The sequence below is a fragment of the Haloferax gibbonsii genome, from assembly GCF_001190965.1.
GTDB lineage: Archaea > Halobacteriota > Halobacteria > Halobacteriales > Haloferacaceae > Haloferax > Haloferax gibbonsii.
Genome location: NZ_CP011947.1, coordinates 2,255,463 through 2,269,472, shown reverse-complemented (window position 1 = coordinate 2,269,472; position 14,010 = coordinate 2,255,463). Strand labels below are relative to the sequence as shown.

Below are 14,010 nucleotides of genomic sequence, written 5' to 3'. Positions count from 1 at the left end.
GACAGAAGTTCGGTCGGTAGGGCGAATCCCGCCGGTCCGCTTTCTCGGAGAGCGAACGCCGTCAGTCCCACGACCGGCGCCCGGTAGTTCGTTCCCGAGAGATTCGCTGTGCGCCTCGAATCAACAGCGCGACGCCGAACCAGAACCCGAGCGTGTAGGCGACGACCGTACCGACGTACAGCGTGAGTTCGGTCGTGAACCGGAGGTTGACGATTTCCGCGCCAGTGATGAGGAAGACGCCCCCGAACAGTATCGGCGTCGGGGACCGCTCTTTCGTGCTCCAGAACTTGGTCGACATGCCGATGACGGTCACGATGACCGTGACGACCGTCCAGTAGAGGCGAACCGACTCGCCAACGCCGAGTTCGATGGGACCCCATACGACCGCCGCGACGAGGGCCCACCCGGAAAGTACGACCAGGAAGAACGCGAGGAGTCCACCGAAGAGCTTCCGTCTGAACGACCCGCCAGACGGGGCTGAACGCCGCAGAACCAGGTCGACGAGCTTCTTGTATATACTAATCGCCGCCAGCCCCTCAAGGAAGCCCGTCAGCAGGACGACGACGACGGCAATCGGAGCGAAGACAGAGATCGAACGCGTTCCCCAAACCGTGACGCCGACACCGATACCTAACAGTATCACACCGAGGACGTCCTGTCCGGTTTCGACGCTCAACTCGTCGTCGGCGTCGACGAACGGGAGACCCCACGTCACGAACGTCGAACCGACAGCCAGCAGCGCTATCGACAGCCACTCGGGGACGTACTCGAAGAGGAACGATATCTGCATCATGTCTTCCCCAGATACCGGTCGGCGAACGCGACCGTGAAGAGGTAGAACGCGAGGCCCATGAACAAAAGCGGGAACGCCACCGTCGACTCCCGCAACGAGTATCCGAACGCGAAGTCGCTCGTCACGTCGATTCGGTCGACGTACCAGACGAGGACGCCGGGATAGACCAGCGTAGTGAACATCCACAGGCCGAGAAAGTCGTCCACGTCGTCGCTCAGAATGAGAAACATTCCCGTATAGCTGAAGAAGGTTCCGAGCAGGACGAGTGGCGGGTACACATCGAGCGTCTTCGCGACCCCGTCGGGGAGTGAGGGTGCGGCGACGAGGAGCAAATCCATCGCTTGCCACCAAGAAGACTACCGATAGTAAAGTTTGATACCTCAATATGTTTTGATACCCGTGAGAACTGCCGCTCTCGCGGCGTTACTACGGTCCACAAGCGCAGTCGAGGAGCACGTTCCCGACTCTCAGTTGCCGAACAGATGCCCTCCAACTCACCCAACAGAACAGACCTCCTCCCGCCGCCACCGCCGGCCAGCGAGTGGCTCGAAGACGGGCACGTCCTCCTCGCGCTCTCGCTGTTACTCGTTCTCTGGCTCAATCAGCCCGCCCCGCCGGACTGGCCGTGGGCGCTCGTCGGCGTCGCCGTCGTCCCGCCGTGGCTGTTCCTCGAATCGCGCTACGAGGGCTGGCGCTCGTGGGTTCCGACCGTCGCCTACGGCGGGACAGTGCTGCTGTTAGGGCCTCGGTACGAAGCCGAGTTCGTCGCCGTCGTGCTCGGACAGAGCGCCGCGTTTCTGGGATGGTTCTGCTGGCGGACGTACCGGCGGCGGGTTCGCCCGGCGAGGTGACGCACCCCCGTCTCTCAAGCCGCCGTTTGTGCTTACAGAAGACATATTGTTAGACCGCTGAACGTTCCGACATGAACCGCCGCGAGATGCTGGCGTTGTCGGGGGCGCTCGCCGCCGCGACGATTGCCGGCTGTACGGGCGACGGTCAGTCGTCCGCGGAGACCGAGACCGCAAGCGAGACGACGGACACCGCAACCGCGACCGCGACGACAGACACGCCGACGGAGGGGCCGAGCGACGAACCGCCGACCGGCGAACCGAGCGTGGACGACGAGCGGCTCGCCGCGCTCGCGGCCGGCAACGCCGAGTTCGCCCTCGACCTGCACAGACAGATCGCGTCCGAACAGGGCGGCAACCAGTTCCTCTCGCCGTACAGCATCTCCGTCGCGCTGGCGATGACCTACGCAGGCGCTCGCGGGACGACCCGTGAACAGATGGAAGCGACGCTCCACTACACGCTCGGGGAGGACGTTCACCCGGCGTTCGCGGACCTACGGGCGGCGCTCGAAGAGCGGGAGACGACTCGGAACCCGGTCGACGGCGGCGAAGCCGACGCCTTCCGACTGGCCGTGGCGAACGCGCTGTGGGGCCGCGAGGGGTACGCGTTCTCGGCGGACTACCTCGACCGACTCGACTCGAACTACGGGGCCGGACTCCGACGGGCCGACTTCGCCGGCGACCCGGACGGCGAGCGGGAGCGAATCAACGAGTGGGTCGCCGACCGGACGGAGGGCCGAATCGAGAACCTGCTTCCCGCAGGCTCCGTCACGCCCGACACGGCGCTCGTCCTCACCAACGCTATCTACTTCATGGCGCAGTGGGCGCGCACGTTCGACCCCGAGGACACCGAAGACGGGAGGTTCACCGCGCTGGACGGGGGCGAATCGACCGTGCCGCTCATGCGGCAGGAACTCAAGGCGAACTACGCCGACCTCCCGAGCGCGCAGGCCGTCGAACTCCCGTACCTCGGTCGGGAGGTGTCGATGGTGCTACTGCTTCCCGACGAAGGCGAGTTCGAGTCGTACGAGCGGAATCTGAACGCGAGTCGACTGTTCGGCGTCTTCGAGGAGATGCGAGAGCGAATCGGTGACGTCGTGCTCCCGCGGTTCGAGTTCGAGACGGAGATCCAACTCTCCGAGGCGCTGTCGAATCTCGGGATGCCCGCCGCGTTCGGCTCGGATGCCGACTTCGGTAGAATGGCCGAGGGCGACGGGGCGACCCTCGCCATCGACGAGGTGTTCCACAAATCGTTCGTCTCCGTGGACGAGGAGGGGACGGAGGCCGCGGCGGCGACGGGCGTGGTCGTCGAAAGTTCGCTGCCGCCGAGATGGGGCGAACTCCGGTTCGACCGGCCGTTCCTGTTCTGCATCCGCGACCGGCCGACGGACGCGATTCTGTTCTACGGTCGCGTCGTCGACGCCGGGGCTGCACAGGGCGGCGAATAACCGCAAAACAGCAGGAGTCCTCCTCAGTCGGCCGTCTCGTCGGTCCGTTTCGCCAACTCGGCGGACACCTCGTCGGCCCCCGACGAGGGGAGTTGCTCGCGGAGGCGACCGGCGACGGTGCGGGCGTCCTCTAACTCCACTTCCGCGACGGCCCGGACGAGCGTGACGGCGCGCTCGGTCCGGGTGCGCTGCCACGACTGCTCTCTGGACTCGTAGGTTCGGATGCCGCGCAGGAAGTCGACTTTCGAGAACTCAGGCCAGTAGGGCGCACAGAAGTAGACGGCGGCCTCGTTGCCGTTGGCGTGCCACGGCAGGAAGTTCGAGGTGCGCTCGTCGCCGCCGGGACGGATGATGAGGTCCACGTCGCGGACGGGCTTTCTGGACAGGCGGCGGTCGACCGCCGGCACGTCCACCTCGTCGGGCGAGAGGTCGCCGCGGTCGACCGCGCGACAGACGTCGCGGGCGGCCCCGAGGAGTTCGGCTCGGCCGCCGTACGCGAGGGCGATGTTGAGCGTGAACCCGTCGTAGTCGGCGGTCCGAGTCTCCGCGTACTCGACGGCGTCGCGGACGCGACCGGGGAGCATCTCGACCTCGCCGATGGCGCGCACGGCGACCTCGCGCTCGTGGACGCGGTCGGCGTCGGCGAACTCGTAGAGCTTGTCCTCGATGAGGTCGAAAAGCGGCTGGCGCTCGTGTTCCGGGCGGTCGAAGTTCTCGGTCGAGAACGTGTAGAGCGTCAGTTCCTCGATGCCGAGTTCCTCGCACCACGTCAGCACGTCCTCGGTCGTCTGCGCGCCCGCTCTGTGCCCGTCGGGGGCGTCGTCGCCGTTCTTCCGGGCGTACCGGCGGTTGCCGTCCTGGATGATGGCGACGTGGGTCGGCCCGTCGTCTATCTCCCGGTCGAGCACCCGCTCGTAGGCGCGCCGAAAGCCGCGTTGGACCCACCCGAACATGTACCGTCGGTTGCATTCCGAGGCTATGTGTCTTGTGGGTTACACCGTCGCACGGTGTCCCGAGGTCGGGAGGTCGCCACAGAATGACGGGTCGTCACGACGGGCGACGAATCGCCATCCGTTTGTACCTCCCCGAGAAGACTCGGATATGAGCGAGACCATCGACGAGGACCTCTACCAGCGGACCCTCGCGCTGCTCGAACCCGGCGATATCGAACTCGTCGGGGCCATCGTCCACACCGACCTCACCAGCCGCGAGGACCTGGAGATGCAGGAGCTGACCGTCGAAATCAACGAGATAATCGCCGAGCACGCGGGGAAGGGCGACGCGTGGATTTACGCCGGCAACGACGACACCGACTTCTCGTCCAACCAGTTCCAGGGGCTCTCCGTCGGGGACGACGAGTTCGTCTGGGAGTGCCAACAGCTCGTCCGCGACGGGACGTTCGACCTCGTGTTCTACTACGAGGCCATCGCCGACCACGACGCCATCGTCGAGGGCCTCGAAGCGCTCGACGACGTCGACCGCGTCACGCCGGTCCCCTGAGCGCGGCGGCAACCCGACGACGAGACGCCTCTTTTACTTCGTGAGCGAGGGCGCTCGATCCGCCCGCGTCGGCCGTTCACCGGCGGCTCGCCGGGCGTTCGCTTGGGTTCATCGCAGTGAGAACAAGCGAGGCGTTTATCCGCCTCGCATCCCGAGTGACGCGCATGATACAGGCGGACGCGGACCTCTCTCGTCTCGACCGCGCCATCGTCAACGCCTTCCAGGGCGGCTTCCCCGTCGTCGAACGTCCCTTCGAGCCCGCGGCGGCCGCGCTGCGCGAGCGCGGCGTGGACGTGACTGCGACCGACCTCTGCGAGCGGGTGCGGACGCTCGACGAGGAAGGCGTCCTCTCGCGGTTCGGCGCGCTCGTCAACGCCGAGGAAATCGGCGGCACGGCGACGCTCGTCGCCATGCACGCGCCGCCGGAGCGGTTCGACGAGGTGGCCGAGCAGGTGAACGCCCACCGCGAGGTCGCGCACAACTACGAGCGCGAGCACCCCCACCTCAACATGTGGTTCGTCGTCTCGGTCGCCGAGGCGTCGCGGGTGGACGAGGTGCTCGGCGACATCGAGGACGAGACGGGCCAAGCGACGTACAACATGCCCAAGCGCCACGAGTTCCACGTGGGCGCGAAGTTCCTCCTCGACGGCCCCGTCTCAGACGGCGACCTCGACCTCTCGCACCTCGGTCCCGACGTGGAGCCGACGGACGCGCGCACCCTGACGCCCGACGAGCGCGACCTCGTCATGGAGATTCAGGGCGGCCTGCCGATTACCGAGACGCCCTACGCCGACGTGGCCGAGGCCGTCGGGCAGGAGCCGTCGTGGGTGGTCGAGACGATCAAGCGGTTCAATCTCGAGGGGAAGGTCCGCCGCGTCGGCGTCATCCCGAACCACTACGCGCTCGGCTACTCGGAAAACGGGATGACCGTCTGGAACGTCCCCGACGACCTCGTGGCGGAGGTCGGCCCCGAAATCGCCTCGCTGGACTTCGTCACCCACTGTTACCGCCGGCCGCGACACGAGGGCGTCTGGCCGTACAACTTCTTCGCGATGACCCACGGCCGCTCCGAGGCGGAGAGCGAGGCCCGCATCGAACAGGTGCGCGAGGTCATGAGCGACTACTGGGACGTGGGCGACGACGACTGGGACACCCTGTTCTCGACGCGCATCCTGAAGAAGACGGGAATCAGGCTGGACGAACGAGCCGAGGCGAACACGGAGTGAGATGATTCCGCTTGTCCACGACCTCTCCGACGAGACGGTCGTCGTCTTCGGCGGGGGACCCGTCGGCGCGCGGAAGGCCCGTCGGTTCGCCCGCGAGGCGCGGACCGTCGTCGTCAGCCCCGAGTTCGCCGACCGCGACTTCGGCGACGCGGAGCGCGTTCGGGCGGCCCCCGCGCCCGACGAGGTTCCCGACTGGGTCGAGCGGTTCGCCCCGGCGCTCGTCGTCGCGGCGACCGACGACGACGCGGTGAACGACGCCGTCGTCGCGGCGGCCCGAGACGCCGGCGCACTGGTCAATCGAGCCGACCGGAGCGGCGAGCGCGACGCGGGGAGCGTGGTCGTCCCGGCGACCGTCGAGGACGGCGACGTGTCGGTCGCCATCACGACCGGCGGCGCGAGCCCCGCCCTCTCGAAGCACCTCCGAGAGCGCGTCGAAGCCGAGTTGGAGGGAGCGGGCGAGATGGCCGCGCTGACCGCGGAACTCCGCGCGGAACTCAAGGCGTCCGACCGGTCGCCGGCCGAGCGCCGTGATGCGATTCGAGCGGTCGTGCGAGACCCGTCGGTTTGGAAGGCTTTACGTACCGGCGATGCAAACCCCCGCCAAGAGGCAGCGCGCGTGATACGAGACACACAGCGAGGTGATTCATGAGAGATTCGGGCGTCATCTCCGGTGTGAGCGTCGCCCACGACCGGGCCAGCGTTCGCGAGATAGAAGCCGCTTCGAGCGACGACGTTCAGACGGTCGTCGAGCGACTCCTCGCCCGCGACGGCGTCTCAGAGGCCTTTTCGCTTCAGACGTGTAACCGCGCCGAGGCGTACGTCGTCACGGACGACGCGACCGACGGCCGCCGCGCGCTCGACGACTTCGCTCCCGACGTCCGAGACGGGAGCGTCCGCTACATGGACCACGAAGAGACCCTGCGCCACCTCATGCGGGTGGCGTCGGGGCTCGAATCCCTCGTCCTCGGCGAGGACCAGATTCTCGGACAGGTCAAAGCCGGTATCGAGGCCGCCCGCGAGCAGGACGCCATCGGCCCGATGCTGGAAGACGCGCTCATGAAGGCCGTCCACGTCGGCGAACGCGCCCGCGAGGAGACGGCCATCAACGAGGGTGCCGTCTCGCTCGGGAGCGCCGCCGTCAGGCTCGCCCGGGCCGAACTCGACGCCCCCATCGGCGAGGTCGACGCCCTCGTCGTCGGGGCCGGAGAGATGGGGACGCTCGCGACGAAGGCGCTCGCGTCGGTCGACGTGGGCGACCTCGTCGTCGCGAACCGGACGGTCGCGAACGCCCGCCACCTCGCCCGCGAGGTCCCGGGCGTCTCGAAGGCCACCGGACTGGGCGACCTCCGCGGTCGCCTCCGCGACGCCGACCTCGTCATCACGGCCACGAGCAGCCCCGAGTACGTCGTCACGCCGGCGGAGCTGGCGGACGGCTCCGAGACGATGCTCATCGACATCGCCCAGCCGCGGGACGTCGACCCCGCCGCCGCCGACCTCGACGGCGTTCGCGTCCGCGACATCGACGATTTGGAGACGGTGACCGACCGGACCGCGGAGCGCCGCGAGCGCGCCGCCCGCGAGGTCGAGGCGATGATAGACGACGAGTTCGACCGCCTGCTCGCCGCCTACAAGCGGAAGCGCGCCGACGAGGCCATCAGTTCGATGTACGAGGCCGCAGAGCACGTCAAGCGCCGCGAGGTGTCGACGGCGCTGTCGAAGCTCGAAGCGCAGGGCGACCTCACCGACGAGCAGCGCGAGACGGTCGAGTCGCTCGCGGACGCGCTCATCGGCCAAATCCTCGCCGCGCCGACCAAGAGCCTCCGCGACGCCGCCGGCGACGACGACTGGACGACCATCCAGACCGCCATGCGGCTGTTCGACCCCGGCTTCGACGACCTCGGAGGGTCAGACCCCGCCGAGCCGTCCGGGCCGTCCATCGAGTTCTCAGGCGAGTCGCCGGAGGACCTCGACCGCGAGGCGCTCGAAGGCGAGGTGCCCCGGCGCGTCCTCGAACAGCTCTCGGACGACTGACGGGCCGCCGACGCGGCCGACCGGCGAACTTTCTTATCCGAACGCGGAGCCACTCCGCGACGATGTCACCGCCCAGACCGTCAGCGACGGGCTTCGTACGCCGTTCCCGTACCGACGCCGCCACCCGAGAAGCCGCCGGCCGCGCGCCCACGGCGCTCGGCCACCGCCTCGTGAACCGCCTCCGAGCGCGAGCGCGTCGCCGCCTCGTCGATGCGACCCCGAAACGGCGGATTCGCGACCTCGACGGCGTCGCTCGGGCGACCGTCGTCGGGACAGTCGCGGGAATCGCGGGCGACGGGCCGGCCGTGGAGCGGTGGGTTGACCGCGAGAACACAGACGGCGACCGGCGAGGCGGGGGCGGGCGCACGGTCGTCGGCCGCGCGACGCGCCCGTTCGTCCTCCGGGACGCCACCGGCGAGATTCGGGTCCGCGTCCCGCCGGACGGACACGTGGTGTTCGGCGGCGACGGCGAGTGCGGCGTCGTCGCCCGCGGCGACGAGGTCGCGGTCACGGGGCGAGTCGCTCGCGACCGCGGTGGGCGGCGGCTCCTGACCGGGCCGCGGTTCGTCGTCCGCGCGGACGCGACCTGACAATCCGGCAGAATCCTTATCGGGATGCCACCCGACGGGTTCGGCATGGCAGAGCTGCTCTCGGACGACGAAATCGACGCACAGCTCGGGTCGGACTGGGAACGCGACGGCGACGAAATCGTCCGCGTCTACGAGTTCGACGACTACCTCGACGGCGTGGCGTTCGCCGCCAGCGTGGGCGAGGTCGCAGAAGAGGAGTTCCACCACCCCGAGATAACGATTCGGTACCAAGAGGTCGAAGTCCGCCTCACGAGCCACGAGGAGGGCGGCATCACCGACAAGGACCTCCGGCTCGCCGACCTGTTCGACGACGAGCTGTGAGCGACGAGGGGACCGCGACGCTCACCTACGTCTTCCGGGTCCGCTTCCGCCTCGATTCGGCCGGGGGCGTCGAGACCGACCCGCGGGAGTTCGAGACGACGGTCCGCGTCACGCCCCCGCCGCCCGGTGAGGAGGGCTGGCTGCTGTTCCGCGACGCGCTCTGGCGGGGAGCGGTGAACGACGAGCGCCACGCCCGCGACCTCGCGTCGTCGTGGCTCGACGTGCCCGTCGTCTCCTGCGAGTTCGCGGAACTCCGGGCCGACGAGGCGTCGCTGGACGCCTTCCGCGAGGCCGTCGCCGCGGACCTCGGCGCGTTCAACGCCGAGTCGGTCCGCGAGGTGCTCCACAAGTACTTCGGGAGCGCGATTCGCGTCGAATCCGACGATTCGTGACGCGGGGCAAGACATTTACCCACGCCTGACGTACTCTGTTGTCCGAATGGTCGCCGATGACTACGATTTCTGGCTGTTCGACCTCGATGGGACCCTCGTCGACGCCGAGTGGTCGTACACGCGTGACGTGTTCGACCGGGTCGGCGACCGACTGGGTCGTCAGTTCACGGACCGCGAAGCCGAGACCATCTGGCACGGTCTCGGCGGCGCGCGCGACCCGATGCTCCGCGAGTGGGGCATCGACCCCGCCGAGTTCTGGCCCGCGTTCCACCGCGAGGAAGACCCCGCAAAGCGAGCAGAAGTGACGTACCTCCACGACGACGCCGAGCGCCTCATCGAAGAGATTCACGCCGCCGGCCGACCGGTCGGCATCGTCACGCACTGCCAGCAGTTCCTGACCGACCCCGTGTTGGACCACCTCGACGTGCGCGACTGGTTCGACGCCGTCGTCTGCTGTACCGAGGAGACGGGGTGGAAACCCGACGCCGCGCCGGTGCGACGCGCTATCGGCGAACTGGGACTCGACGACCGAGTCCTGACCGACGGCGGCACCGCGGGCGTCCTCGCCGGCGACGGCGAAAGCGACATCGGAGCCGCGTGGAACGCCGGCTTGGACGGCATCCACGTCGAGCGACACGGTCCCGAACACCGCGGGCGCTGCGTGCTCGGCGAGTACCGCGTCGAGAGCTTCGACGACCTCGTTCGGTCCGGCTGAACGGGCGGGTTCCGTCCGAAGCGGTGATTCGACGGTCGCGACAGTCCAGAGAGAAGAAAAGAGAAATCGACGCTCGGAGGGGTGCGGGTGCGCTCAGGACAGCGTCTGCTCGGGCGTCGGCCGGGCGAAGATGTCGCCGGTGCTCGTGACGGCGACCTGGATGTCCTCGTAGGGGAACCGGACTTCGATGCCGGGACGCTCTTCGGCCTCGACGACGGGCCGGAGCAGTTCTTCGAGCGCGTCGGTGTCGATGTACTCGTACAGCGGGGTCTCGATGGCCGAGAGCCCGCCGTAGGACTCGACGGCCTCGACGACGACGATGCCGAGTTCCTCGTCGCCGAGCCACTGCCCGACGAGTTCCCAGTTGTCGTCGAGGCTGAACGTGGCCTCGGCGGCCGCGTCAGCGTGTTCTTCGAGCGCCTGCGTGACCGCGGAGGCACCGACCGCGAGCGCGGAGTCGACGCTGTCGTCGTCGACGAGGCTCCGGACCCGCTGGAGGACCGTCGCGAGGTCGCCGGGGCCTGCTTTCTGGACGTACTCGGTGACGCCGGCGGTCGAGGCGACGTCGGCGACCTCGGGCCACGACTTCGCCGTGAACAGGAGGATGGGGATATCGGCGTGTTCTTGTCGAACGGCTTTGACGAGTGGCACCCCGTTCGGGAGCACGAGGGAGTCGCTCACGACGCAGTCGACCGACTCGGCCGAGATGACGCCGAGCGCCTCGGTCGCCGACTCGGCGGTCAGAAGAGAGACGGCGTCGAGTTGGCGGAACGCGGCTTCCGAGAGGGCGAGCATCTCGGGGTCGTCGTCGACGTGAAGGACCTTCAGAGGGCTGTTCATATACCAGTTGTACACGCTACGCGGATAAAAACGTTCTACTTATTTTATACTTCAGCGGGAGACGAATATCTAAACGGGTCACGGCCGCTTTCTAAAGGGTTACGGCGGCGCTTAGGTCCTCTCGAACCCTGCGAGGTCGGCAAGTAAATCGCCGCTCGCCGCGAGCACGCCGCGAAGCGAGGCGACGCCGGGTTTCTCGGTCCGGGCGGGGTTCGCGAGGACGGCGACCCGCTGTTTTCCGAGTGAGACGAAATCAAGCCCGAGCGAGTCGGCGGTCGCCCGAAGGCCGAGACCGGCGTCGGCGCGGCCGGCGGCGACCGCCCGCGCCGGACTCTCGAACGCTTTCGTCCCGCGGTCGAACCCCTCGATGGCCTCGACGAGTTCGTGTCTGGTCGTCCCGCGCTCGTCGGCGAGGGCGGCGACGGCGTTCCCGAGGTCGGTCCGCAGTCCGGAGTTCGAATCGCGGTTGACGAACCGGAGGTCGTCGTCTACGAGGTCCGCGAGTCCGGACACCCCGTCGGGGTTGCCGTCGGGGACGACGAGGCCCCACTCGCGCGTCCACGAGCCGAGTTCGACCGCGTCGATTTCCTCGACTGCGTCGCCCCGGTCGCCCGCGACGACGGCCACGTCGGCGATGTCGTCCCTGAGCCGTCGCAGGCCCTCGCGGGAGCCGAACGGGAGATACCGCGGCGACGACACGCGGTCGAGCAGGCGCGAGAGCGCGGGGTCGTCCTCGCCGACGCCGAGCAGTTCCGGCGCGCGGACGTCGGGCGAGAACAGGTGGACCGTCACCGACTCGCCCTCGGCGAGGTACTCCACGTCGGCGGCGACTTCGACGACGCCGTCGGCCTCGACGAGGCTCGTCGTCGCGCCCGAGCCCTTGTCGACGGGGTAGACGAGCGTCTCGCCGTCGCCGTCAGCGACCAGTCCGACCGGCATGAGCCGCGTCCGGCCCTCGGCGTACCGCTCGCGGGTGGCCATCGTCCCCTCGACCGTCGCGGTCCGGGGCTCCGGGAGGCCGGCGGCGTCGCGGATTGCCGGCGCGACGAACGTCCGGAAGATGGTGAGCGCGGAGACCGGGTAGCCGGGCAGGCCAACGTAGGCGCTTCCCTCGCCGAGCGTGCCGACGAGCATGGGTTTCCCGGGCTTGACGGAGACGCCGTGCAGCAGGAGTTCGCCGCGCTCTTCGACGACGCGGTAGATGACGTCGACCGCGCTCGCTGACGTGGACCCGGACGAGAGCACGAGGTCGCACTCGTCGGCCGCCCGTCGGAGCAAGCGCTCCAACTCCCCGTAGTCGTCGCCCGCGTGGGGGTAGAGCTTCGGCACGCCGCCGGCCTCTTCGACCCCCGCGGCGATGGTGTAGGAGTTCACGTCGTAGATTTCGCCCGCCTCCGGGCGGAGTTCGTCGCCCGGTCGGACGAGTTCGTCGCCGGTCGAGACGATGCCAACGGTGGGCTTCCCGCGGACCGGCACCTCGTCGACGCCGAGCGCCGACAGCAGGCCGATTTCGCGGGGGGTCAGGCGCGTTCCGGGGCCGAGGGCGCGAGCGCCGGCGGCGATGTCGGTCCCGGCGGGCATCACGCTGTCACCGGGTGCGACCGCCGAGTAGACGACGAGCGAGCCGTCTCGCTCGTCGGTTCGCTCCACGATGACGACGGCGTCCGCGCCCGGCGGCATCACCGCGCCGGTGGAGATTTCGACGGCGGTTCCGGGGTCGACCGCCACGTCCGGTTCGCTGCCGGCGTGGACCGCCCCGGCGAGGTCGAGTTCGACCGGGTCGGCCTCGTCCGCGCCGAAGGTGTCGCGGGCGCGGACCGCGTAGCCGTCCATGCTCGCGCGGTCGAAGCCGGGCACGTCGAGTTCGGCGTCGATTCGCTCGGCGAGGACGCGGCCGCGGGCGTCTTCGAGCGCAACCGTCTCGGCGTCGGGCGTCAGGTGGAGCGACGCGATGGCCTCGCGCGCTTCCTCCGGGGAGGCGAGGTCGCGGAACTGCTTTCTCATGCGGACCACTCCCAGCCCTCGACGGCGACCGTGTCGCCCTCGTCGTAGCCCTCAATCTCCTCGGGGACGACGACCCAGCCGTCCGCGAGCGCGACGCTGGAGAGGATGCCCGACCCGCTCGTCCGGGTCGGCTCGGCGGTCGGTTCGTCGCCCGACGTGTCGAGTCGGACGCGGGCGAACGTCCGCGTCCCGGGCGAACTCGGGATTTTTCTGGTGAGCGTCGCCTCCTGCGTTGGCAGGGGACGCTCGGGGAGCGACCCGACGCGCTTCAGCACCGGCCGGAGGAACTGGAAGGCGTTGACGACGCAGGCGACCGGGTAGCCGGGCAGCATGACGACCGGCGTGTCCTCGACGACGCCGAGCGCGACCGGGTGGCCGGGTTTGAGCGCGACGCCGTGGACCAGCACCTCGCCGATGTCGTCGACGACCTCGGGGATGAGGTCGCGCTCGCCGACCGACGACCCGCCGGTGGTGACGACCACGTCGTGGTCGAGGTCGGACTCGACGGCCTCGCGGAGCAGGTCGACGTCGTCGACGACGATGTCGCGGTAGCTCGCCTCGCCGCCCCAGCGCTCGACCAGTCGGGAGACGGTCAGGCCGTTGGTCTCGATGACCTCGCCGGGACCGGGGTCGGCCTCGACGAGTTCCTCGCCGGTCGGGACGACCGCGACGCGGGGGCGTTCGAACACCGTCACCTCCTCGACGCCGACGGAGCGAAGCAGGCCGATGTCCGACGGGCGAAGCTCGTGGCCGGCCTCGAACAGCGGCGTTCCCTCGCGCACGTCCTCGCCGCGCTCGCCGACGTTCTCGCCCTCCGCGAGCGCGTCGAACACTTCGAGTTCGTCGCCGAGCCGTTCGGTGTGTTCGACCATCACGACGGCGTCGGCCCCGTCGGGCACGTCGCTGCCGGTGTGGACGCGGGCGGCCGTCCCCGGCTCGACCGGGCCGTCGACGATTCGGAGGACGTTCGGCGAGCGGCCGCTCGCGCCGAAGGTGTCCGACGCGCGGACGGCGTAGCCGTCCATGGCGGCGCGGTCGTAGCCGGGCACGTCGGTGGGAGCGACCGCGTCTTCCGCGAGCGCCCGGCCGTCGGCCTCGGCGAGCGGTCGGCGCACGGTTCGGTCGTGCGGCGTCGCCGCCGCGAGGAGCGACTCGCGGGCGTCCGACAGCCGCGTTCGTTGCTTGAACCCGGCCGTGCGTCGGTCGTCGTGGTTCATACCGGCCCTTCGGTTCGGGGGGCAAAAAGCGTCGGCCTCGAACGCGTCGGCGGGCGATTCCCGAGCCGCGCCGTTGCGTCTTCGC

16 protein-coding genes are annotated in these 14,010 nt (G+C 69.1%); 10 read left to right on the top strand and 6 right to left on the bottom strand.

From position 1 onward, the window contains the following. Positions 1-61: 61 nt before the first annotated feature. Both ABY42_RS11500 and ABY42_RS11495 read right to left on the bottom strand, forming a co-directional pair. On the bottom strand, positions 62-793 hold the full coding sequence (locus tag ABY42_RS11500; RefSeq protein ID WP_231608285.1) for a hypothetical protein: 732 nt from the start codon (positions 791-793) through the stop codon (positions 62-64). Further along, on the bottom strand, positions 790-1,131 hold the full coding sequence (locus ABY42_RS11495; protein ID WP_004975472.1) for a hypothetical protein: 342 nt from the start codon (positions 1,129-1,131) through the stop codon (positions 790-792). Before ABY42_RS11495 ends, ABY42_RS11500 begins: the two co-directional genes overlap by 4 nt. 144 nt (positions 1,132-1,275) lie before the next feature. Here ABY42_RS11495 and ABY42_RS11490 point away from each other — a divergent pair, with 144 nt between their 5' ends. Both ABY42_RS11490 and ABY42_RS11485 read left to right on the top strand, forming a co-directional pair. Then, positions 1,276-1,644: a hypothetical protein gene (locus ABY42_RS11490; RefSeq protein ID WP_050459563.1), complete on the top strand. Its 369-nt coding sequence runs from the start codon at positions 1,276-1,278 to the stop codon at positions 1,642-1,644. A gap of 71 nt (positions 1,645-1,715) precedes the next feature. Then, positions 1,716-3,089, top strand: coding sequence for a serpin family protein (locus tag ABY42_RS11485; protein WP_050459562.1), 1,374 nt, complete (start codon positions 1,716-1,718; stop codon positions 3,087-3,089). Positions 3,090-3,112: 23 nt separating this feature from the next. Here the strand turns inward: ABY42_RS11485 and uppS are convergent, their stop codons facing one another. Beyond that, positions 3,113-4,042, bottom strand: a complete 930-nt coding sequence (gene uppS, locus ABY42_RS11480) for a polyprenyl diphosphate synthase (protein WP_004975477.1) — start codon at positions 4,040-4,042, stop codon at positions 3,113-3,115. A gap of 148 nt (positions 4,043-4,190) precedes the next feature. Between uppS and ABY42_RS11475 the strand changes: the two genes are divergently transcribed. The 8 genes from ABY42_RS11475 (at position 4,191) to ABY42_RS11440 (ending at position 9,864) form a co-directional block, all read left to right on the top strand. Next, positions 4,191-4,589, top strand: a complete 399-nt coding sequence (locus ABY42_RS11475) for a DUF5778 family protein (protein WP_050459561.1) — start codon at positions 4,191-4,193, stop codon at positions 4,587-4,589. Positions 4,590-4,753: 164 nt separating this feature from the next. Further along, on the top strand, positions 4,754-5,815 hold the full coding sequence (gene ahbB, locus ABY42_RS11470; RefSeq protein WP_004975485.1) for a siroheme decarboxylase subunit beta: 1,062 nt from the start codon (positions 4,754-4,756) through the stop codon (positions 5,813-5,815). Position 5,816: 1 nt separating this feature from the next. Next, positions 5,817-6,464: a precorrin-2 dehydrogenase/sirohydrochlorin ferrochelatase family protein gene (locus ABY42_RS11465; RefSeq protein WP_050459560.1), complete on the top strand. Its 648-nt coding sequence runs from the start codon at positions 5,817-5,819 to the stop codon at positions 6,462-6,464. Further along, the gene (gene hemA / locus ABY42_RS11460) at positions 6,461-7,846 is read left to right on the top strand and encodes a glutamyl-tRNA reductase (RefSeq protein ID WP_050459559.1); all 1,386 of its coding nucleotides are present in this window, start codon (positions 6,461-6,463) and stop codon (positions 7,844-7,846) included. Before ABY42_RS11465 ends, hemA begins: the two co-directional genes overlap by 4 nt. 62 nt (positions 7,847-7,908) lie before the next feature. Continuing rightward, the gene (locus ABY42_RS19070) at positions 7,909-8,436 is read left to right on the top strand and encodes an OB-fold nucleic acid binding domain-containing protein (protein WP_231608284.1); all 528 of its coding nucleotides are present in this window, start codon (positions 7,909-7,911) and stop codon (positions 8,434-8,436) included. A 45-nt stretch (positions 8,437-8,481) separates the two neighbouring features. Next, positions 8,482-8,757 carry a 4a-hydroxytetrahydrobiopterin dehydratase gene (locus tag ABY42_RS11450; RefSeq protein WP_004042202.1) on the top strand — a complete coding sequence of 92 codons (276 nt, stop codon included), beginning with the start codon at positions 8,482-8,484 and terminating at the stop codon, positions 8,755-8,757. Further along, entirely contained in the window at positions 8,754-9,149 is a 396-nt protein-coding gene (gene lwrS / locus ABY42_RS11445) for an LWR-salt protein (protein WP_050459557.1), read from the top strand. Before ABY42_RS11450 ends, lwrS begins: the two co-directional genes overlap by 4 nt. Positions 9,150-9,195: 46 nt before the next feature. Continuing rightward, positions 9,196-9,864: an HAD family hydrolase gene (locus tag ABY42_RS11440; RefSeq protein WP_050459556.1), complete on the top strand. Its 669-nt coding sequence runs from the start codon at positions 9,196-9,198 to the stop codon at positions 9,862-9,864. Between the two features lie 93 nt (positions 9,865-9,957). Here ABY42_RS11440 and ABY42_RS11435 read toward each other — a convergent pair whose 3' ends face one another. From ABY42_RS11435 to ABY42_RS11425, 3 genes are all read right to left on the bottom strand, one after another. Next, positions 9,958-10,704, bottom strand: a complete 747-nt coding sequence (locus tag ABY42_RS11435; RefSeq protein ID WP_004975512.1) for a response regulator — start codon at positions 10,702-10,704, stop codon at positions 9,958-9,960. Between the two features lie 111 nt (positions 10,705-10,815). After that, positions 10,816-12,708, bottom strand: coding sequence for a molybdopterin biosynthesis protein (locus ABY42_RS11430; protein ID WP_049905099.1), 1,893 nt, complete (start codon positions 12,706-12,708; stop codon positions 10,816-10,818). Beyond that, complete coding sequence (locus ABY42_RS11425) at positions 12,705-13,925, bottom strand: molybdopterin molybdotransferase MoeA (RefSeq protein WP_050459555.1); 1,221 nt, start codon at positions 13,923-13,925, stop codon at positions 12,705-12,707. The genes ABY42_RS11430 and ABY42_RS11425 overlap by 4 nt, the downstream gene beginning before the upstream one ends. Between the last annotated feature and the right edge of the window lie 85 nt (positions 13,926-14,010).